Annotated in this window: 22 protein-coding genes; 9 read left to right on the top strand and 13 right to left on the bottom strand. The window is 32.4% G+C overall.

The window, feature by feature from the left end:
* Positions 1 to 47 precede the first annotated feature (47 nt).
* Positions 48 to 467, bottom strand: coding sequence for a DUF417 family protein (locus ACJ6WR_RS12115; RefSeq protein WP_409415376.1), 420 nt, complete (start codon positions 465 to 467; stop codon positions 48 to 50).
* A 552-nt stretch (positions 468 to 1,019) separates the two neighbouring features.
* Here ACJ6WR_RS12115 and leuC point away from each other — a divergent pair.
* The 5 genes from leuC to leuB all read left to right on the top strand — a co-directional run bounded on the left by leuC (position 1,020) and on the right by leuB (position 6,850).
* Positions 1,020 to 2,414 carry a 3-isopropylmalate dehydratase large subunit gene (leuC, locus tag ACJ6WR_RS12110; RefSeq protein WP_039113811.1) on the top strand — a complete coding sequence of 465 codons (1,395 nt, stop codon included), beginning with the start codon at positions 1,020 to 1,022 and terminating at the stop codon, positions 2,412 to 2,414.
* A 111-nt stretch (positions 2,415 to 2,525) separates the two neighbouring features.
* On the top strand, positions 2,526 to 3,122 hold the full coding sequence (gene leuD, locus ACJ6WR_RS12105) for a 3-isopropylmalate dehydratase small subunit (protein ID WP_073394664.1): 597 nt from the start codon (positions 2,526 to 2,528) through the stop codon (positions 3,120 to 3,122).
* 134 nt (positions 3,123 to 3,256) lie between these two features.
* Positions 3,257 to 4,045 carry a methyltransferase domain-containing protein gene (locus ACJ6WR_RS12100; RefSeq protein ID WP_039113808.1) on the top strand — a complete coding sequence of 263 codons (789 nt, stop codon included), beginning with the start codon at positions 3,257 to 3,259 and terminating at the stop codon, positions 4,043 to 4,045.
* Positions 4,046 to 4,087: 42 nt separating this feature from the next.
* Complete coding sequence (locus tag ACJ6WR_RS12095; RefSeq protein WP_039116817.1) at positions 4,088 to 5,608, top strand: alpha-isopropylmalate synthase regulatory domain-containing protein; 1,521 nt, start codon at positions 4,088 to 4,090, stop codon at positions 5,606 to 5,608.
* Between the two features lie 180 nt (positions 5,609 to 5,788).
* Positions 5,789 to 6,850, top strand: a complete 1,062-nt coding sequence (gene leuB / locus ACJ6WR_RS12090) for a 3-isopropylmalate dehydrogenase (RefSeq protein ID WP_039113805.1) — start codon at positions 5,789 to 5,791, stop codon at positions 6,848 to 6,850.
* Between the two features lie 118 nt (positions 6,851 to 6,968).
* Here the strand turns inward: leuB and ACJ6WR_RS12085 are convergent, their stop codons facing one another.
* Complete coding sequence (locus ACJ6WR_RS12085; RefSeq protein WP_039113804.1) at positions 6,969 to 7,331, bottom strand: RNA recognition motif domain-containing protein; 363 nt, start codon at positions 7,329 to 7,331, stop codon at positions 6,969 to 6,971.
* Between the two features lie 140 nt (positions 7,332 to 7,471).
* On the bottom strand, positions 7,472 to 7,960 hold the full coding sequence (locus tag ACJ6WR_RS12080; protein WP_409415375.1) for a DUF6252 family protein: 489 nt from the start codon (positions 7,958 to 7,960) through the stop codon (positions 7,472 to 7,474).
* Positions 7,961 to 8,157: 197 nt separating this feature from the next.
* On the opposite strand from ACJ6WR_RS12080, the gene ACJ6WR_RS12075 reads away from it, so the two are divergent.
* From ACJ6WR_RS12075 to ACJ6WR_RS12060, 4 genes are all read left to right on the top strand, one after another.
* Positions 8,158 to 8,721, top strand: coding sequence for a 30S ribosomal protein S16 (locus ACJ6WR_RS12075; protein WP_039113801.1), 564 nt, complete (start codon positions 8,158 to 8,160; stop codon positions 8,719 to 8,721).
* Between the two features lie 15 nt (positions 8,722 to 8,736).
* Positions 8,737 to 9,261 carry a ribosome maturation factor RimM gene (gene rimM, locus ACJ6WR_RS12070; RefSeq protein ID WP_039113800.1) on the top strand — a complete coding sequence of 175 codons (525 nt, stop codon included), beginning with the start codon at positions 8,737 to 8,739 and terminating at the stop codon, positions 9,259 to 9,261.
* Positions 9,262 to 9,433: 172 nt separating this feature from the next.
* Positions 9,434 to 9,856: a four helix bundle protein gene (locus ACJ6WR_RS12065; RefSeq protein WP_240474729.1), complete on the top strand. Its 423-nt coding sequence runs from the start codon at positions 9,434 to 9,436 to the stop codon at positions 9,854 to 9,856.
* A 145-nt stretch (positions 9,857 to 10,001) separates the two neighbouring features.
* A complete protein-coding gene (locus tag ACJ6WR_RS12060; protein ID WP_409415374.1) occupies positions 10,002 to 10,709 on the top strand; it encodes a tRNA1(Val) (adenine(37)-N6)-methyltransferase in 708 nt (235 codons plus the stop codon).
* Between the two features lie 58 nt (positions 10,710 to 10,767).
* On the opposite strand, the gene ACJ6WR_RS12055 is transcribed toward ACJ6WR_RS12060, so the two are convergent.
* The 10 genes from ACJ6WR_RS12055 to ACJ6WR_RS12010 form a co-directional block, all read right to left on the bottom strand.
* A complete protein-coding gene (locus ACJ6WR_RS12055) occupies positions 10,768 to 10,959 on the bottom strand; it encodes a hypothetical protein (RefSeq protein ID WP_039116971.1) in 192 nt (63 codons plus the stop codon).
* Positions 10,960 to 11,491: 532 nt separating this feature from the next.
* Entirely contained in the window at positions 11,492 to 11,674 is a 183-nt protein-coding gene (locus ACJ6WR_RS12050; protein WP_035621975.1) for a hypothetical protein, read from the bottom strand.
* Between the two features lie 517 nt (positions 11,675 to 12,191).
* Positions 12,192 to 12,371 (bottom strand): hypothetical protein, encoded by a 180-nt coding sequence (locus ACJ6WR_RS12045; RefSeq protein WP_039113796.1) that lies wholly within the window; start codon positions 12,369 to 12,371, stop codon positions 12,192 to 12,194.
* A 327-nt stretch (positions 12,372 to 12,698) separates the two neighbouring features.
* Positions 12,699 to 13,994 (bottom strand): HlyD family secretion protein, encoded by a 1,296-nt coding sequence (locus ACJ6WR_RS12040; protein ID WP_039116972.1) that lies wholly within the window; start codon positions 13,992 to 13,994, stop codon positions 12,699 to 12,701.
* Between the two features lie 3 nt (positions 13,995 to 13,997).
* Positions 13,998 to 16,190 (bottom strand): peptidase domain-containing ABC transporter, encoded by a 2,193-nt coding sequence (locus tag ACJ6WR_RS12035; protein WP_039116973.1) that lies wholly within the window; start codon positions 16,188 to 16,190, stop codon positions 13,998 to 14,000.
* A gap of 397 nt (positions 16,191 to 16,587) precedes the next feature.
* A complete protein-coding gene (locus ACJ6WR_RS12030) occupies positions 16,588 to 16,752 on the bottom strand; it encodes a hypothetical protein (RefSeq protein ID WP_165572109.1) in 165 nt (54 codons plus the stop codon).
* A 26-nt stretch (positions 16,753 to 16,778) separates the two neighbouring features.
* Positions 16,779 to 17,009, bottom strand: coding sequence for a hypothetical protein (locus tag ACJ6WR_RS12025; RefSeq protein WP_039113792.1), 231 nt, complete (start codon positions 17,007 to 17,009; stop codon positions 16,779 to 16,781).
* Between the two features lie 28 nt (positions 17,010 to 17,037).
* Positions 17,038 to 17,190: a hypothetical protein gene (locus ACJ6WR_RS12020; RefSeq protein WP_165572108.1), complete on the bottom strand. Its 153-nt coding sequence runs from the start codon at positions 17,188 to 17,190 to the stop codon at positions 17,038 to 17,040.
* 281 nt (positions 17,191 to 17,471) lie between these two features.
* Positions 17,472 to 17,630: a hypothetical protein gene (locus ACJ6WR_RS12015; protein WP_165572107.1), complete on the bottom strand. Its 159-nt coding sequence runs from the start codon at positions 17,628 to 17,630 to the stop codon at positions 17,472 to 17,474.
* 34 nt (positions 17,631 to 17,664) lie between these two features.
* The gene (locus ACJ6WR_RS12010; protein ID WP_165572106.1) at positions 17,665 to 17,823 is read right to left on the bottom strand and encodes a hypothetical protein; all 159 of its coding nucleotides are present in this window, start codon (positions 17,821 to 17,823) and stop codon (positions 17,665 to 17,667) included.
* Between the last annotated feature and the right edge of the window lie 23 nt (positions 17,824 to 17,846).

Below are 17,846 nucleotides of genomic sequence, written 5' to 3'. Positions count from 1 at the left end.
TGGATTGATTATTTTCTTTTATATTGAATGGGTAAAATTTCTTTTATTTATCCCTTGCTTTTCGCATACACCATCAAAGAAATAGCCAAATAAGGAATATCTTTTAAAATAAAAAAATCTGTTACAAGAAAACCTTCAACCATTTTAAAAACGCCTGGAGTTGTAATTAGGAAACTTAAAGTTGTAATAAATATAACAGCCGAAGCTGCTCCTGCGTAGATTCCAATTTTTCTATAAAATAAAGAAAACAATAGTCCAACCCCAGTAAAGACTTCAAAAACTCCAATAACATTAGAAACAACTTGCAACGACATTACTTTGTACATCCAACTCATTGCAAAATGATTTTCGACTAAGCCTTTTATTGCTCCAGCTTCGGCAGCTGTAAACTTAAAAAGTCCAACCCAAACTAAAATAATTACGGTTCCAATAACTCCAATTCTGTAAGCAATTTGATTTAAATTCATGACATTATTTTTTTAAAATTAGAATTTTCAATATTAGTAATCCTTTTAAAAAGTAATTGTCAGCTACCCGTCATAATCACTCAAATTGATTTTAACTTCATTCTAAAAAACAAAAAATACATTTCTTGGATGTCGTAAAATGCAATTAAAAAAACAGCTTTATATAGAATAGTTTTAACCGAATAAAACATCCAATTACTTCATTTTTAAACTGCTTTAATCAAAAGAAAGAATTATAATTTACTACTATTTTTCCACATTTTGTTATATTATTTATTACAAAACCACTTTAAACACAGCTAAATAGCAATAAATCCACAAATTAGCAACCTCTACAACAATCAAAAGCAACCTAATTAAAAAGAGAAAGAGAAAAGCAAAGAAAAATTTAACACCTTAACGAATATCAAACAAAGCGAACGAGTTTATAATTTGTAGAATGGTTTGGGTATCGTATATAATCAAATATGCCAATTTTCGCTTTTGATTCTTTTTCTAATTTTGTTATCCTCTTATGATTACATGGAAATTACAATTAAAAAATAGTTAAAAATGAGTACTACATTATTCGACAAAGTATGGGATTCGCACGTTGTGCGTAAAATTGAAGATGGACCCGATGTGTTTTTCATTGACCGTCATTTTATTCATGAAGTTACAAGTCCTGTTGCTTTTTTAGGATTAAAATCCAGAGGCATTTCGGTTTTATACCCAGAACGCACTTTTGCAACTGCCGATCACAACACACCAACTATAAATCAGCATTTACCTGTTGAAGATGCTTTATCTGCTAATCAGCTAAAAGCATTAGAAGATAACGCAGCCGAATACGGAATTTCTCACTGGGGTTTAGGCCACAAAAAAAACGGAATCGTTCACGTTGTAGGTCCTGAAAACGGAATTACATTACCTGGCGCAACTATTGTTTGTGGAGATTCACATACTTCTACTCACGGTGCTTTTGGAGCGATTGCATTTGGTATTGGAACTTCTGAGGTTGAAATGGTTTTATCTACTCAATGTATCATGCAACCAAAGCCAAAGAAAATGCGTATCAACGTAAATGGCGAATTAAGTAAAGGTGTAGGACCAAAAGATGTTGCTCTTTATATTATTGCTCAATTAACTACTTCTGGAGGTACTGGATATTTTGTTGAATATGCAGGAAATGTTTTTGAAAACATGACCATGGAAGGTCGTATGACTGTTTGTAATTTAAGTATCGAAATGGGTGCTCGTGGAGGAATGATTGCTCCAGACCAAAAAACATTCGATTTCCTTGAAGGAAGATTATATGCGCCAAAAGGTGAAGCTTGGGATAAAGCGGTTGCTTATTGGAAAACTTTAAAAACCGATGCTGATGCAGTTTTTGATGCTGAATTAAACATTAACGCAGCAGATATCGAACCGATGATTACTTACGGTACTAATCCAGGAATGGGAATTGGTATCTCTAAAAATATTCCGAACGCCAACCAAGTTGAAGGCGGCGAGGAAACTTATAAAAAATCTTTGGCTTACATGGGCTTTCAAGAAAATGATGTTATGATTGGAAAACCAATCGACTTTGTATTCTTAGGAAGTTGTACTAATGGTCGTATTGAAGATTTTAGAGCTTTTACAGAAATTGTAAAAGGACGCAAAAAAGCTGATAATGTAACTGCTTGGTTAGTTCCAGGATCTCATGTTGTTGAAGCACAAATTAAAGAAGAAGGTCTTTTAGAAATCTTAACCGAAGCAGGTTTTGTATTACGTCAGCCTGGTTGTTCTGCTTGTTTAGCTATGAACGATGATAAAGTTCCTGCTGGAAAATATGCAGTAAGTACCTCTAACAGAAACTTTGAAGGTCGTCAAGGTCCTGGCTCAAGAACACTTTTAGCTAGTCCGATTATGGCAGCAGCAGCAGCCGTAACAGGAAAACTGACAGATCCGAGAGAGTTATTTTAATTCTCGCTATAAGCTTTAAGCAATAGGCTTCAAGCAAAAAATACAATAACATAATACACCCTGTAGGAAAAGCCTAAAGCTTATAGCCTACAGCCTAAAGCAGATATCAAAATGGCATACGATAAATTTAATATACTTACTAGTAGTGCAGTGCCGCTACCGATAGAAAACGTAGATACCGATCAAATCATCCCGGCTCGTTTCTTAAAAGCAACAAAACGTGAAGGTTTTGGAGACAATCTTTTTAGAGATTGGAGATATAATGGAGATGATTCTCCAAAAGCTGATTTCGTTTTAAACGATTCTACTTATAGCGGAAAAATCTTAGTTGGAGGAAAAAACTTTGGTTCAGGATCTTCTAGAGAACATGCTGCTTGGGCAGTTTACGATTACGGATTTAGAGCTGTAGTATCTAGTTTCTTTGCAGATATCTTTAAGGGAAACTGCTTAAATATTGGAGTTCTTCCTGTACAAGTTAGCCCTGAATTTGCTGATACTATTTTTAAAGCAATTGAAGCTGATCCAAAAACGGAATTAGAAATCAACTTACCAAATCAAACTATTACATTATTAGCAACTGGTCAATCAGAATCTTTTGCGATTAATGGATACAAAAAGAATAATATGATTAATGGCTTTGATGACATTGATTATTTACAAAACATCAAAGAAGATATTGTGACTTTTGCCGATAAACTTCCTTATTAATAAAATCTCGTTCGATCTACTAGACCCGACAGGTTTTCGAAACCTGTCGGGTCTTTCTAAATTAAATCGACCGAAAAAATATTTCAGAAAATAATCCAACATCGAAATAAGTTTTAAAAATAATCCTATTGTAAATGAAAGGCAATAAACATATTAAAAGGGACGAAAACGCGACAAAAATATTTGACGATAGAAGTTTATCAAAAGATTATCGAAATCTGATTCAGATTTTAAAACCCGGAATGACGATTTTAGATATTGGGTGCGGAACAGGTTCAATTTCAAAAGACATTGCAAATACTATTGGCCCTAACGGAAAGGTTATTGCAATTGACAATACAGAAATTTTCATAAAAAGCGGCAAAGAATCTTATCAATCAGTCTCTAATCTAGAATTAATTGCGGTTGATTTATTTGAATACAATCCAGACACAAAATTTGATTTAATCGTTTCTGCCAGAACATTACAATGGTTAAGCAATCCTAAAGAAGCTTTAATAAAAATGAAATCATTATTAAAGCCAAACGGTCAAATATCAATTCTGGATTATGATCACACTAATTTAATCTGGAATCCATTACCACCGGAAAGCATGCAGGAATTTTATAAAACTTTTTTGAAATGGCGAGCAGATGCCGGAATGAATAATAAGATAGGCGAAGATCTACCTCAATTATTAAAAGAAGCAGGTTTTCATTCTATCGAGAAAATAAATTCAGACGAAGCTTATCATAATGAAGATTCTGATTTTAAATCAAAAATAGGGATTTGGTCTAAAGTTGCAGATTCCAGTCAAATGGTTGAGGAAGATTATTTAGATAACGAATTAAGATTAAAAACAATCGAAGAATACAATAACTGGATCGAAAATTCAGCTATTTCAATGACAATGAAGTTAAATGAAGTGAGAGGAAAATTATAACAACAACTATAATTTCACTTTAAAAGAAATACAGAAATCAATATGGAAAAAAGAAAAATTGAAATAATGGACACGACGCTCCGTGATGGCGAACAAACATCGGGAGTATCTTTTTCTGCAGCAGAAAAACTAACCATTGCACAATTACTATTAGAAGAATTAAATATTGATCGAATAGAAATTGCCTCTGCTCGCGTAAGCGAAGGAGAATTTCAGGCAGTAAAAAGTATAACATCTTGGGCAGAAGAAAGAGGTTACATTAAAAGAATTGAAGTATTATCTTTTGTAGATGGTGGCGTTTCTATCGAATGGATGAAAAAAGCTGGAGCTAAAGTTCAGAACTTATTAACTAAAGGTTCTATGAACCACCTTATACATCAGTTAAAAAAAACACCTGAACAACATTTTGCAGAAATTGCAACAAGTATTGCTTTAGCAAAAGAAAACGACATCGAAACAAATGTATATCTGGAAGATTGGAGCAACGGAATGCGAAATTCTCCCGAATACGTTTTTGATTTTCTGGCTTTTTTAGCAACACAACCCATCAAAAGAATTTTGCTTCCTGATACTTTAGGTGTATTGATTCCTGCTCAAACTTTCGAATTTATTTCAAAAATTACTGCAAAATATCCAAGTATCCATTTTGATTTTCATGCACATAATGATTATGATTTAAGTGTAGCCAATGTAATGGAAGCTGTAAAAGCAGGCATTAAAGGACTTCATGTTACTGTAAACGGAATGGGGGAACGTGCAGGAAATGCTCCTCTCGAAAGTACTGTTGCCGTAATCAATGATTATTTACCAGAAGTAAGTATTAATATCAAAGAAACTTCTTTATACTCGGTGAGTAAATTGGTAGAAACCTTTACTGGCTACAGAATCCCTGCCAACAAACCAATTGTTGGAGATAATGTTTTCACCCAAACTGCAGGAATTCATGCCGATGGTGACAATAAAAACAACTTATATTTTAGTGATTTACTTCCAGAACGTTTTGGAAGAAAACGCAAATACGCTCTCGGGAAAACCTCTGGAAAAGCCAACATTGAAAAGAATCTTCAGGAATTAGGATTAAAACTAAATCAAGAGGATTTAAAATTGGTTACTCAACGTATTATCGAATTAGGCGACAAAAAAGAAACGGTTACCAAAGAAGATTTACCATACATCATTTCTGACGTTTTAAACAGTCATACGTATCAAGATAAAATTACTATACAGTCTTACGTATTAATGCATTCAAAAGGGACACGTCCATCATCAACATTAAGCTTAAATCTTGACGGAGAAATCATAGAAGAACATGCACAAGGAGATGGTCAGTTTGATGCTTTTATGAATGCATTGACCAAAATCTACAAAAGCAAAAAAATGACTTTACCTAAGTTAATTGATTATGCTGTTCGTATCCCTCCAGGAAGTAGTTCTGACGCTTTATGCGAGACTATTATTACCTGGATTAATAACGGAAAAGAATTTAAAACAAGAGGTCTAGATTCTGATCAGACAGTTGCCGCAATTATTGCCACACAAAAAATGTTGAATGTGATTCCTTAATATAGGTACAAAGGCTCAGAGTAACAAAGGCGCAAAGGTTTTTTCTTTGTTGCTTTAAACTTTGAGCCTTTGAGCCTTTGAACCTTTGCCGCTTTAAACCTAAAAACAATTATAAATAAAAATTCTGACTTACTAAGGAAAAAAACTTAGAAACTTAGAAACTTAGAAACTCAAAAAGAAATGAAATTTAACATCGCCCTTTTAGCAGGAGACGGAATTGGTCCTGAGGTAATTAATGAAGCCGTAAAAGTATCTGATGCTATTGCAAAAAAATTTAATCACGAAATTAACTGGACACCTGCTCTTACAGGAGCTTGTGCTATTGATGCAGTTGGAGTTCCTTATCCGGATGAAACTCATGAAATTTGTATGGCTGCCGATGCCGTTTTATTTGGCGCAATCGGTCATCCAAAATACGATAATGATCCAAGTGCGCCTGTTCGACCTGAACAAGGTTTATTATTAATGCGTAAAAAATTAGGGTTATTTGCTAATGTTCGACCAACGTTTACTTTCCCTTCATTAATAGATAATTCTCCTTTAAAAAGAGAAAGAATCGAAGGAACTGATTTAGTTTTCTTAAGAGAATTAACCGGAGGAATCTATTTTGGAGAAAAAGGAAGAAGAGACAATGGAGAAACTGCTTTTGACAATTGTGTTTACACAAGAGCTGAAGTACAACGTTTAGCTAAAAAAGGTTTTGAACTTGCAATGACACGTAGCAAAAAATTATGTTGCGTTGATAAAGCAAACGTTTTGGAAACTTCACGTTTATGGAGAGAAACAGTTCAGGCAATGGAAAAAGATTATCCTGAAGTAACTGTTTCTTATGAATTTGTAGATGCTGTTGCAATGCGATTGGTACAATGGCCAAACTCTTACGATGTATTGATCACTGAAAATCTATTTGGAGATATCTTAACGGATGAAGCTTCGGTAATTTCAGGTTCAATGGGATTAATGCCTTCTGCATCTGTTGGAGAACACACTTCATTATATGAACCTATTCACGGGTCTTATCCGCAAGCAACAGGATTAAATATTGCAAATCCATTAGCAACTATTTTATCTGCTGCAATGATGTTTGAAGATGCTTTTGGACTAAAAGAGGAAGCCGAAGCAATTAGAGCCGTTGTAAATAAATCATTAGAGCAAGGAATTGTCACTGAAGATTTAGCTCCAAAAGGAACCAAAGCCTACAAAACCAGCGAAGTTGGTGATTGGTTGGTTGCTAATTTATAAAAAATATTAGACGCACTGCGGTGCGTCTCTACAATATATACATCTCTACAGCAAAACATATACAAACAAAAAAGGTGTCAATAAATTGACACCTTTTTTTATATTGTAGAAAAAAATATTAATATCCTCCTCTGTTTCCACCTCCACGGTTGTCTCCACCACGGCTGTTTCCACCACCATAACCACCACGAGAATCATTTCCTCCACGGTTGTTATTAAAACTTCTTCTTTCGCCTTCTGGTTTTGGCTCAGATTTGTTTACAACAATTGCACGTCCTTGAACAGTAGCTCCGTTCAATTCGTCAATCGCTTTTTGAGCCTCATCATCATTTGTCATTTCAACAAAACCGAAACCTTTACTTCTTCCAGTAAATTTATCAGTAATGATTTTAACTGAATCAACTGCTCCGTAAGCCTCGAAAGACTCTCTTAAATCTGCTTCCTCAATACTGAATGGAAGGCTTCCAACAAAAATATTCATATGTACTTATTTTAATATGCAACAAATGTAATCTTATTTTTTTCTAATCTACTATAAATTAGCTTATTTATGTTTTTATTATCAATAAAAAAAAGTAAGAAGAGTCGCAAATAGATTTTTTTTTCTTTCTCTAAAATTTTCTATTCCGATGTGTTAACCAACGTAATTGGCACTTTATAAAAAACTCCTTCTTTAAAACGGACTGCTTTTTCGACCGACGCAACATCTTCATTATCTGGAGCAATAAATGCAAATGTGCCCGAAACTGTATTTGTATCCTTATTATACTCTGTTATAATAATCTGACCTCTTCCTATTCCTTTACCTGTTTTATACAAAGTTTCTTGCTTTGGCAATGAATTTATATATGTAGCAGTAGAAACATCATCGACTCCCAAAGCATATGTTTTAACATTTACCGAAGCTGTTTGTAATACGACTTTTTCATCATTCAAACCTCCAGTAATTACAAGTTTTCCGTCCTTATCAATAGTAGCACTATAAGTTGTAGTTCTCCAAAAAACATCATTTTTCAAGAACTGAAATGCAGGACTACTCGACACCACTTCTTCCTTATCACAGGCAAAAAACAATAAAAGTAGAGGCAATAGAAAAAACCACTTTTTCATATTCAAATTAAATTTTGGCAAAATTATCAATTAAAAAACAAAATAATTAGATCTATCTCTTAAAAGAACCATAAAAAACTAGCAAATAAGGGCTTAAACATTAAATTAAAAAATAGAAATTGTAATTCAGAATAAAATTATATCTTTGCACCCTTAATTAATAGAGGTCGAGTACCTCAAAATTTAATCAAACGATTATGTCAGTAAAAATTAGATTACAAAGACACGGTAAAAAAGGAAAACCTTTTTACTGGGTTGTAGCTGCAGATGCACGCTCAAAAAGAGATGGTAAATACTTAGAGAAAATCGGTACTTACAATCCAAACACAAACCCAGCAACTATCGACTTAAACCTTGATAGTGCAGTTAAATGGTTACACAATGGTGCACAACCAACTGATACTGCTAAAGCAATTCTTTCTTACAAAGGAGCTTTGTTGAAACATCACCTTGAAGGTGGTATTCGCAAAGGTGCTTTAACTCAAGAACAAGCTGATGCAAAATTAGCTGCTTGGTTAGAAGCAAAAGCTGGAAAAGTTGACGCTAAGAAAGATGGTTTAACTAAAGCGCAAGCTGATGCTAAATCTAAAGCTTTTAAAGCTGAACAAGAAGTAAACGCAAAACGTTTAGCTGCTGCTGCAAAAGCTGAAGCTGACGCTATCGCTGCTGCTACTCCTGCTGTAGAAGAAGTTGCTGAAGTTGAAGCATCAACTGAAGAAGCTCCTGCTGCTGAAGAAAATAACGAAACAACTGAAGCATAATTATATTAAGCGAGAATGCGTAAAGAAGAATGTTTTTATTTAGGTAAAATCGCGAAAAAATTTAGTTTCAAAGGTGAAGTTCTGGCTTATTTAGACACGGACGAACCTGAGTTATACGAAAACTTGGAATCAGTGTTTGTCGAATGCGACAAACACTTGGTTCCTTTTTTTATTGAAAGTAGCTCAATACACAAAAACGATTTCTTAAGAATTCGTTTTGAAGATATGACTACTGAGGAAGATGCCGATGCCATTATGGGTAACGCCATTTATCTTCCTTTAAGCATGTTACCTAAACTTACTGGTAACAAATTTTATTTCCACGAAGTTATCGGTTTCGAAATAGAAGACCAACGCTTAGGCGTTTTCGGGAAAATAGTTTCTGTAAATGACTCTACTGCCCAACCTCTTTTTGAAGTTATTAATGGCGAAGTAGAGATGTTAATCCCTATGATTGACCATTTCTTAGTAAAAATTGACCGTGATAACAAAAAAGTTATCATGAATTTACCTGAAGGCTTGGTTGAAATGTACCTTTAGATTAGAAATTCCAATACTGAAAAGGAAAATTCCAAATCTGAAATTCCAAATTCCAAACTAGGAAGGAAAATTCCAATTTTTCAAATCTCAAATTCCAATACTGGAAAGGAAAATCCCAAATCTGAAATTCCAAATCCCACCTTTTAAAGAATATTTTTTCTAAATTTTAAATTTGAAAGAAAAAACTTATTTTTATAAAATAATTGTGCCATCTTTATTAGAATTTAAAAATTGGAGTATTATGATTAACAAACCTTACGATTTAGAAGAACGAACTTTTTTGTTTGCAAATGAATGTAGAACATATATTAGAACTTTACCTAAAACAACATCAAACATAGAAGACGGAAAACAATTAGTTAGATCTTCTGGTTCTGTAGGAGCAAATTATATTGAAGCAAATGAAAAACTTGGGGATAAAGATTTAATATTTAGACTTAAAATCTCTCGAAAAGAAGCTAAAGAATCTAAATTCTGGTTACGCTTATTACATGAATCAAATCCCGATCAAAGAACACTTTCAAATTCTTTATTATTCGAAGTAGAAGAATTACGAAAAATTTTATCAGCAATAATCACCAAAACTTCAAAATAATTATTGAGATTTTAATCTTACTTTTGCAACTCAAAACTCATATAGTTTTACTCCTTTTTGCAATTGGAATTTGGAATTTCTTTTTTTAGAATTCCCTCCTTTCTAATTGAAATTTGGAATTTAAAAAAATTGGAATTTCTTTTTTATGTTTAAATTCAAACAATTCTCTATTCTACAAGATAAAACTGCTATGAAAGTTGGCACTGATGGTGTTTTATTAGGCGCATGGACTCCTATAACCAATAATCCTTTTAGCATTTTAGATGTTGGAGCCGGAACTGGACTTATTGCCTTGATGCTAGCACAAAGAACCTCAGCAGAACAAATCGACGCTTTAGAGATAGATGAAGCTGCATATGAACAAGCTGTAGATAATTTTGAAAACGCTCCTTGGAATGACCATTTATTTTGTTATCATGCAGGATTAGACGAGTTCATGGAAGAACCTGAAGACGAATATGATATCATTGTATCAAACCCTCCTTTTTACAGCGAAGATTACAAAACTGATAACGATCAAAGAGATTTAGCACGTTTTCAAGACGCAATGCCTTTTGAAGATTTAGTTGAAGCGGCTGATTTATTGCTTTCGGAAAACGGAATCTTCTCAGTAATTATTCCATTTAAAGAAGAAGAGAAATTTATTACTCTAGCCAAAGAATTTGAGTTATATCCTTTTAAAATCACTCGAGTAAAAGGAACATCTGTAAGCGATATTAAACGTAGTTTATTAGCCTTTAATCGCGCTGAAAACACAGACATTTCTATCGATGAATTAATTATCGAAACTGAAAGACATGTTTATACTCCCGAATACATCGAATTGACCAAGGATTTCTATTTAAAAATGTAGGTTTTAAAAAACTTACAAAGAGAGAAAGCGAACTTTCTCTCTAACTTGTTTTAAGATATTATTTTTGGCAACACCAGTTTCCAGGATATCTTTTTGGATAAACTCCAAAGCCGCAAGCTTCTACAGAATAAACGCAATAACCTGTTTGTTCGGAATATGTCCAATCTCCTACTGCTCCACCGTTAATTAGTTTTTGTTCGCTTTTTGTTAATTTTTGAGCACCTTCTACGTTTAAAATGTTTTTTAACATGATTTGTTTTTTTATGGTTTCGTTAATAGCTCAATCTTTTAAAGACATTTGAACTTTCTGTCTAATCTCACGCAAGAATATTTTTAAGTCTATTAAAGAATCTAGCATATAACTAGTATTTTAATAGAAATTTGTCGATGATAAAATAGCTTAAAAACTACATGTGAATTTTTAAGCACAATATTAAAGATAAGAACTCAACTAATTAAACAATAGATATATACACAAAAACAACAAACATTGAGAACCTATTTTGTTACATTTATAACCCAAGATTAAACTGACACAATAGAAACAAAAACGCATGAAAATTTCAACAGTCCTTTTAAAAGAAATGTCATCGATTTGAATCTAGTTAAAAATGAATAATCGTTATTGAAGAAGTAATTATGAGGTCTCGTTATCGGATATATCGAGTTGACGAAAGATCACTATCTAAAAAATATAAACTTTAAAACCGGCTAAAAGAAGTAACTCAATTATAAAAACACACAGAGAGAAAGCGAACTTTCTCTCTGGTATGTTTTAAAAATTATTTTTCGCAACACCAGTTACCCGGATATTGTTTTGAATAAAGCGCTCCGCTACAAACAGGAAGTGGATAAACACAATAACCCGTTGCTTCAGAATATCTCCATTCTCCTGCACTAATTAATTTTTGTTCGCTTTTGGTTAGTTTTCTGGCACCCTCTAAATTTAAAATGTTCTTTAACATGATTTGTTTTTTATGGTTTTGTTAATAGCCCAATCGTTTAAAGACAGTTGAACTTTCTGTCTAATCTTGCGTAAGAATATTTTAATTCTATTACAAAACCAGCTGATACCTTTGTTTTTTAATAGAAAATTACATTTGATGAAATAGTTTAAAAACCACATAGTAATTTTTAAGCAGAACATTAAAGATAAAACATAACCAATTAAAATACAGATAGATAATAAAAAACAATAAACATTGAGCGTCTATTTTGTTAAATTTATAACCAGAAACTTAACTGGTTTATAAGAGCGAGAAACATAATATATTTGAAGTAAATATTATTGGCTTTTAATTCAAATTAAAAGCTAATGGTGTCTCTATTGAGGAATAAATTATAGGAAGTAACTACACCTTTTATTCTCGAATATATCGAGCTAACGAAAGATTGCTATGTTAAAAAGTGTAGAAAAGAATTATCTTAATTGTAAAATAACACAGAGAGAAAGCGAACTTCCTCTCTAATATATTTTAAAAACTATCTTTCACAACACCAACCACCGGCATAGCTTTTCGGATAAGTATCATCGCAAGAACTATAATTACTAAAACACCATCCTGTTTCCGGACTAAATTTAGCCCCACCTCCGTTAATTGATTTTTGTTCGTTTTTGGTTAATTTTTTGGCACCTCCCAAGTTTAAAATGTTTTTTAACATAATTTAAAATTTTATAGTTTCGTTAATAACCCAATCGTTTAAAGACATTTGAATCTTATGTCTAATCTCGCGCAAGAATATTTTGAATCTATTATAAAACCAGCAAACACCTCGTTTTTAATAGAAAATCATCTTTGATAAAATAGTTTAAAAACTACATCGTAATTTCTAAGCATAACATTAAAGATAAAAACATAGGCTATTAAAAAACAAACAGATAATCAAAAACAATAAACATTAAAGATCAATTTTGTTAAATTTATAACCTAGGATTTGACTGATTCAAAAATATAGCGAGAAGACACAATGATTGTAAGACATCAAATCTTAATTCTGTCTAAAAAGGCTCTTAAACTGATATAGTATTCTTTCGAGTAATCGTAAATCTTCGGTAACAATTTCTGCACTACCTTTCATCTCTTGTTGAAAAGGAATTTTCTTTTTATACGATGTTTCCAATCCTTTAGGTAGCGATATATCTAGCAATAGATTCCCATCTTTATCTGGAATAAGCGAAATATTTTCGACCTTGCCTCTAATTACACCAAACTCTCTGTCTGGGAAATTAAACAATCGAATATTAACTTGTTGTCCTAGTTTAATTTTTCCTGAATTCTGAGCCTTTGCTTTGGCTTTGCCAATATATCCTTTTTCAGTATCTGGAATAATCGAAAAGACATTCTCTCCCGAAGTAATTGTTTGGCTCTCTGTCCATACTTGCAAAAAAGTAACTATACCCGGAATTGAGGATCTTAATGTGTAAGCTAATTCCCAATCTTTAATCCCTTTTTTTAACTGATAAAAAGATTGCATTAAGTTCCGCTCTAAATTCACTTCTTCTTTCGTTCCGCTTATTTTAGTACCTTGACTAGATCTGGAGTTTTCTATAAGGGATGATTTTAATTGCGATATTGATGAAAGCAATCCTTTATAATTCTTATCTGCCTGAAGATAACTCAACTTTTTATTTTCTAAGTCTTGTGTAGAAATAACCCCTTTTGCATATAAAGCTTCGAAACGATTAACATCGTTCTTTTGAAGTTGTAATTCGCTTTCGTTGATGCTTTTTTGCTGCTGCAAAATAGCCAATCGTTCTTTTATCTGGGTATGTTCTGATTTTTGAGCATTATTTTCTACCTGAAAAGGTTGTAGGTTTTCATTAAGTTTCCATGCTGCATAGTCCTTCTGAAATACTCCATAAGCATTTTCCATCTCTCCAAACTGCATATTGTTTAGGGAAGCAAATGGAAATTCTTTATTTCTGTCATTTATATTAAAATTGTCTACTGTGTTTTTTAGAACAAAGACATCTTTATAATTAGCTGAATTTTCGATAATTGCAAGCGGTGTATTTTTTGACACTTTTGCTTTATCTTTTACTAAAATTGCTTCGATTCTTCCAGTAGTTTTTGCTACTAATTTCTCAGGAGGAATAGACGTTGTAATACTTATTTCTGTACTCACAACATCTGGATATTTAAGAAACCAGGAAACAAAAAACAGCATGCATATTATTGCAAAGATTAAAACCGTTCCCCATCGTATCATCCAATGTGGCACTCTTGTAAGGATATCTTGTACTTCTTCGCTTCTTAATTCAAATTTTGTATTGTCTTCTGCCATGTTTTAATTTCCTAATTGCAATTGATTACGAACCAATTCAAAATAATTCCCTTTTTGTTCTACTAATGCTGAGTGACTTCCTATTTCGATGATCTTTCCTTTGTCTAAAACAACAATTTGATCTGCGTTCATCACTGTACTTAATCGGTGCGCAATTACTACAACTGTTTTATCCTTAAAGAAGATATCTAATTTCCCCATAATTGATTTTTCATTATTTGCATCTAATGCTGAAGTTGCTTCATCAAAAAATAACATTTCGGGATTTTTATAAACTGCTCTCGCAATTAATAATCGTTGTTTTTGTCCTGTACTCATACCAACACCTTCTGATCCTATCTTGGTATTATAACCAAGAGGTAAACTAGAGATATATTCTTTTATGTTGGCCACATCTGCAGCGTAAACCAATCGTTCTTTATCTATTTTATCGACCCCAATAGCTATATTATTAGCAATTGTATCACTAAAAATAAATCCTTCTTGCATAACTGCTCCGATGTTATTACGCCATGCTTTTTGCGAAATGTTTTTAAGTTGTGTATTTCCTAAATTAATTTCTCCATTATTTGGCTCATAGAATTTTAGTAATAACTTCATTAAAGTGGTTTTTCCGCTTCCGCTAACGCCTACAATGGCAGTTACTTTGTGTGCAGGAATTATCAAATTTAAATCATCTAAAACAGGAATATCCGAACCTAAATAACGATACGATAAATCTTTGATAATTATATCACTATCCTGAGGAATATCTTGGGTTTGATGTACTTCTTGCTGTACCTCATCTTCTTTATCATGAATTTCGGATAGTCTTGCCAACGATATTTTGGCATCTTGTACTTCTCTTACAAACTCTATAAGTTGTGTAATTGGTCCATTTAAACTCCCAACGATAGAACTTATAGCAAGCATCATCCCAAGTGTGATCTGACCATCGATTACCAATTTTGCAGAAAGGAAAATTATAAAAATATTCTTTAATTCATTAATTACAGACGAACCTATTGTTTGAGTTTGTTCCAGAACAAGTCCTTTTATAGAAACTCTAAATAATCTTGCCTGAACATACTCCCAACCCCATCTTTTTTGCTTTTCGGCATTATGCAGTTTTATTTCCTGCATTCCGTTTATAAGCTCCATAACCTTGCTTTGCTCCTGACTAACTTCTGAGAATCGCTTATAATCGAGTTCCTCTCTTCGTTTTAAGAATAAGGTTATCCATCCGAAGTACAGAATACTTCCTGCAAAAAACACTAAGAATATCTGAAGATTGTAATACGCTAGGACTCCTCCCATAATTATCATATTAATGACCGAAAACAATACATTTAATGATGATGTGGTAAGGATTCTCTCTATACGACGATGGTCGTTTATACGTTGCATAATATCTCCCGTCATTCGGACATCAAAAAATGAAATTGGTAAATTCATTAATTTGATGAAGAAATCTGAAATTAAAGAGATATTTATTCTGGTAGATAAATGCAATAATATCCAACTCCTGATAAGTTCTAACCCTGTTCTTCCTGCAAAAAGAAATAATTGCGCAAACAGAATTAAATAAATAAAATGAATGTTTTGATTTTGTATCCCTACATCGACAATACTCTGGGTAAGAAAAGGAAAAATAAGCTGTAGTAAACTACTAGCCAGTAAACTTATACTTAACTGGATTAGGAATGATTTATATCGCAAGACATATTGCGATAATAGCCCAAATCCTAAGCCTTTTTTATCTTCTTTATCAAACTCGGACTGAAAGAATCTTGGAGTGGCTTCTAACAATAATGCAATTCCTTCCTGAGTAGAATCATCGGCATTATTTCCTATCCAAAACTTAATAAAGTCTTTCTGATTATATTCTATCAATCCAAAAGCTGGATCAGAAATATAATAGATACCTCTCTTAATTTTATAAAGCACAACATAGTGTTCTTTATTCCAATGTAAGACACAAGGCAAAGGAGCTTCTTCCAGACTCTGTACATTAAGTTTAACTCCTAAGGTTCGAAAACCAATTTTTTCTGCAGCATCACTTAAGAACAACAAATTACTTCCTTCCCGTGTGGTCTCACTGTAATCACGTAGTTCTTGAATATTTATGGACTTACCATAATGCTTTGCAATAATCTTTAAGCAGGTAGGACCGCAGTCCTTAAAATCTGCTTGTTTATAATTGGGGAATTTTTTCAATTTTAAATCTTGTTTTACAAGGACAATATACTCTAATTATTTCATATTCGAATATAAAATAATAAAGAGGAACCACCTCCTCTTTATCATCTTAATGAACAACCTTACTAACACTTAACAAATTATAATTTTATTTAAAACCTACGGCTGTACATTACATGGACTAGCGCAGGTTATCTTATAGTACTTACAGAGACCCGTATTCCAATCACGACAATACTCCAAACCACCTTTGATGCTTTTTTGTTGGTTCTTTGTTAATTGTTCAGCACCTTCTAAATTTAAAATCTTTTTTAACATGATATTTAGTTTTATTAGTTACACAAAAAACAATTAAAACATTAAGTTCTTGTTAGTCGTTTTACGGACTAACAAAAACTTAATTAATATTACATTATTAAGGCTCTATCCCTGGACGACATGGACTAGCGCATGATAAGCTATAATACTTACACTGATTTGTATTAGGATCAATACAATCTTTTAAACCACCTTTAATACTTTTTTGCTCATTTTTAGTTAATTTTTGAGCACCTTCTAAATTTGAAATGTTTTTTAACATGATATAAAGTTTTAAAAATTAATTAATTAAGCTCCGCCTCCAGGAAATGTACAATTCCCAGTACTTCCTTCTTCTAATCCTGGTATTGTACCATCAGCACAATAAGAAAAGCAAGAAGAACTTATTTTTACAGGACCTCCATTATAGCAAAAACATTTACAGTTTCCTGATGGGATTTTACCTCCTCCAACAAGCATTTTTTGTTCGCTTTTGCTTAAATTTTGTGCGCCTTCAATATTTAATATATTCTTTAACATAAGTATTGTTTTAAAAAATTAATTTTCATTAAGGCTCACAACGAACACAAACACCGAAAATATTTAAACAAAAATCTACAGCACATCCCTCTTTAGGTTTCTCTGTACCACCTTTTATTATTTTCTGCTCTGTTATGTTCAATTCTTGAACTCCTTCTAATTTTAAAATATTCTTTAACATAAGTATCGTTTTTTTAATGTTGAATAAATATTTACTAATTTTTTCTACAAAGCCCCTCAAATTCGCCTGAGACAACACAATATGTTCCTGTTGGACATATTCTTCCTTTAGTACAGGCTATACCTCCATGAATACTCTTTTGCTGATTTTTGGTTAATTGATGAGCCCCTTCTAAGTTTAAAATATTTTTTAACATAATTAGTTTTTATTAATTCGTTAATACTTCACTTTTTTTAAGAACTAGGGTTTATGCCTAAAACTCATAAACCCTAGTATAAAAATTATCTAGAACACTCAATAAATCTGCAATCTGGATAGGCAATATTATTATCTTCAGGACAACAAACGATAAAATCGCCAGGTCCGTTTCCTTTAATTACTTTTTGCTCATTTTCTGTTAACTCCTGAGCTCCGTCTATTTTTGAAATATTTTTTAACATATTATTTTTAATTAAAATGATTAAATAAATTTAATTAGCAAGGCATACAACGCCATACCCATTTTCCATTTTCTAATAAACGTTCCGCACAGAAACCCTCGTCACAAAGTGGCGCACCACCTCCTGTAATTACTTTTTGCTCATTTTTAGTTATTTTTTGAGCACCTTCCAAGTTTAAAATGTTTTTTAACATGATATTATATTTTAAATTAAAGT

Source organism: Flavobacterium sp. PS2 (assembly GCF_046250155.1).
GTDB lineage: Bacteria > Bacteroidota > Bacteroidia > Flavobacteriales > Flavobacteriaceae > Flavobacterium.
This window is presented reverse-complemented; position numbering and strand designations above follow the sequence as displayed.

What these genes read in the sequence shown, in the direction of transcription:
- ACJ6WR_RS12115 (WP_409415376.1), bottom strand. Translation starts at nt 467, where the DNA reads ATGAATTTAAATCAAATTGCTTACAGAATTGGAGTTATTGGAACCGTA.
- leuC (WP_039113811.1), top strand. Translation starts at nt 1,020, where the DNA reads ATGAGTACTACATTATTCGACAAAGTATGGGATTCGCACGTTGTGCGT.
- leuD (WP_073394664.1), top strand. Translation starts at nt 2,526, where the DNA reads ATGGCATACGATAAATTTAATATACTTACTAGTAGTGCAGTGCCGCTA.
- ACJ6WR_RS12100 (WP_039113808.1), top strand. Translation starts at nt 3,257, where the DNA reads ATGAAAGGCAATAAACATATTAAAAGGGACGAAAACGCGACAAAAATA.
- ACJ6WR_RS12095 (WP_039116817.1), top strand. Translation starts at nt 4,088, where the DNA reads ATGGAAAAAAGAAAAATTGAAATAATGGACACGACGCTCCGTGATGGC.
- leuB (WP_039113805.1), top strand. Translation starts at nt 5,789, where the DNA reads ATGAAATTTAACATCGCCCTTTTAGCAGGAGACGGAATTGGTCCTGAG.
- ACJ6WR_RS12085 (WP_039113804.1), bottom strand. Translation starts at nt 7,331, where the DNA reads ATGAATATTTTTGTTGGAAGCCTTCCATTCAGTATTGAGGAAGCAGAT.
- ACJ6WR_RS12080 (WP_409415375.1), bottom strand. Translation starts at nt 7,960, where the DNA reads ATGAAAAAGTGGTTTTTTCTATTGCCTCTACTTTTATTGTTTTTTGCC.
- ACJ6WR_RS12075 (WP_039113801.1), top strand. Translation starts at nt 8,158, where the DNA reads ATGTCAGTAAAAATTAGATTACAAAGACACGGTAAAAAAGGAAAACCT.
- rimM (WP_039113800.1), top strand. Translation starts at nt 8,737, where the DNA reads ATGCGTAAAGAAGAATGTTTTTATTTAGGTAAAATCGCGAAAAAATTT.
- ACJ6WR_RS12060 (WP_409415374.1), top strand. Translation starts at nt 10,002, where the DNA reads ATGTTTAAATTCAAACAATTCTCTATTCTACAAGATAAAACTGCTATG.
- ACJ6WR_RS12055 (WP_039116971.1), bottom strand. Translation starts at nt 10,959, where the DNA reads ATGTTAAAAAACATTTTAAACGTAGAAGGTGCTCAAAAATTAACAAAA.
- ACJ6WR_RS12050 (WP_035621975.1), bottom strand. Translation starts at nt 11,674, where the DNA reads ATGTTAAAGAACATTTTAAATTTAGAGGGTGCCAGAAAACTAACCAAA.
- ACJ6WR_RS12045 (WP_039113796.1), bottom strand. Translation starts at nt 12,371, where the DNA reads ATGTTAAAAAACATTTTAAACTTGGGAGGTGCCAAAAAATTAACCAAA.
- ACJ6WR_RS12040 (WP_039116972.1), bottom strand. Translation starts at nt 13,994, where the DNA reads ATGGCAGAAGACAATACAAAATTTGAATTAAGAAGCGAAGAAGTACAA.
- ACJ6WR_RS12030 (WP_165572109.1), bottom strand. Translation starts at nt 16,752, where the DNA reads ATGTTAAAAAACATTTCAAATTTAGAAGGTGCTCAAAAATTAACTAAA.
- ACJ6WR_RS12025 (WP_039113792.1), bottom strand. Translation starts at nt 17,009, where the DNA reads ATGTTAAAGAATATATTAAATATTGAAGGCGCACAAAATTTAAGCAAA.
- ACJ6WR_RS12020 (WP_165572108.1), bottom strand. Translation starts at nt 17,190, where the DNA reads ATGTTAAAGAATATTTTAAAATTAGAAGGAGTTCAAGAATTGAACATA.
- ACJ6WR_RS12015 (WP_165572107.1), bottom strand. Translation starts at nt 17,630, where the DNA reads ATGTTAAAAAATATTTCAAAAATAGACGGAGCTCAGGAGTTAACAGAA.
- ACJ6WR_RS12010 (WP_165572106.1), bottom strand. Translation starts at nt 17,823, where the DNA reads ATGTTAAAAAACATTTTAAACTTGGAAGGTGCTCAAAAAATAACTAAA.